The following is a 1521-nucleotide window of genomic DNA, read 5'->3' as shown; positions in this document are numbered from 1 at the left end:
GAAATTAAAAAAGAGAAAAAACTGCCTGTTGTGCTCAGTAAACAGGAGGTTTGGCAGATGTTATCATGCTGTAAACTTTTAAAACATAAAATCTTAATCGGATTGCTTTACGGTTGCGGTTTGCGCTGTCTGGAAGTCAGAAATCTGCGTCTCTGTGATTTGGATTTTGACCGAAAACAGCTGAAAGTGGTTCAGGGAAAAGGCAAAAAAGACCGCTATTTGCCTTTGTCGGAACATTTGATTCGGGGTTTGAAAAAATATATTGAAGCGGAAAAACCGGAAGATTTTCTCTTTGGAGAACCTCGAGCAAATCGTGCAGGTGGAGAATTCGATTCAAGATATTCGCAACGTGGCGTACAATGGGCGGTGAAACAGGCTTCAAAAACGGCAAAAATATTGAAAGAAGTGAGTGTTCATACGCTTCGGCACAGTTTTGCGACGCATCTTTTGGAGGATGGGATGAACATTGTGAGCATCAAAAATCTCCTCGGCCACGAAAACATCGAAACGACCCTCGTTTACCTTCAAATCGCCCAACTTTCTACCCAAAAACTCTTCTCTCCACTGGATACTTTGTTTGAGGAATGCAGAGCGAAGTAGTTGGTTTTGAATTTGTTAAAAGCCAAAATTCAAGCTTTGAATTTAATGAAGATCAACGTTTAGAGATCTCAAAAATACAGTCTGCTCAACCTGGATCTCAACCTCGGTACGAAGTCGCTGATGTACTAAATATTTTAGGTTCAAAACTAGAAAATTTAGGATTAAATTCCTGGCAATTAAGAACTTTATTTGCGTTAAAAAAGTGCCGTACATCGGCTTTGGGCGGTCATATTGACGCTTGTGACGAATGCGGAAATATCAGCATCAGCTACAACTCCTGCCGAAACCGGCACTGCCCGAAATGTCAGGGCAAAAACCGCGAAAAATGGATTGAAAACCGGGAAACCGAACTGCTTCCAGTGCCTTATTTTACTCATTTTTTATTATTCGTTTTAATTGTATTCGTGATACGCTTCGCTTAATTCACGTGGTTTTTACCATTCCGGAAGTTTTAAATAAAACCGCACTTCATGCTCCGAAAATATTGTATGATATTTTATTTGAATCGGCTTGGGAAACGTTGCAGACGTTTGGTGAAAATCGAGGTTTAAAAATGGGAATGATCGCTGTTTTGCATACTTGGGGACAGGATCTGAGTCTGCATCCGCATTTGCACTGCATCGTTCCGGGTGGCGGCGTGGATGAAAACGGAGTTTGGAAAAACATCAGAAGCGACGGTAAGTTTTTGTTTCCTGTAAAGGCTTTGAGCAAAGTTTTCAGGGCTAAATTTTGTGAGAAACTGAAGGTTCGGTTATCATTGAAATGTAATAAAAATCAGACGGAAAATGATGAAAATCAATTTGAAAACCGAAAAAATGAAGCAGAAACTTATGAAAAACTCAGACAAAAACTTTGGGAAAAACCTTGGATAGTTTTCGCTAAAAAACCCTTTGGCAGCCCGAAATCTGTGGTGGAATATTT

1 protein-coding gene and 1 pseudogene are annotated in these 1521 nt (G+C 40.0%); both read left to right on the top strand.

The window, feature by feature from the left end:
- The coding region (locus AXA65_RS15580; protein WP_063970998.1) for a tyrosine-type recombinase/integrase at positions 1-600 on the top strand (600 nt) is incomplete at its 5' end.
- Positions 601-665: 65 nt separating this feature from the next.
- A pseudogene (locus AXA65_RS19630) lies at positions 666-1521 on the top strand (transposase); the annotation flags it as partial.

It is taken from the genome of Chryseobacterium sp. FP211-J200 (assembly GCF_001643375.1).
In the GTDB taxonomy this organism is placed as follows: Bacteria; Bacteroidota; Bacteroidia; order Flavobacteriales; family Weeksellaceae; genus Epilithonimonas; species Epilithonimonas ginsengisoli.
Note: the sequence above shows the minus strand (reverse complement) of the source record. Positions and strands in the feature narration are given on the sequence as shown.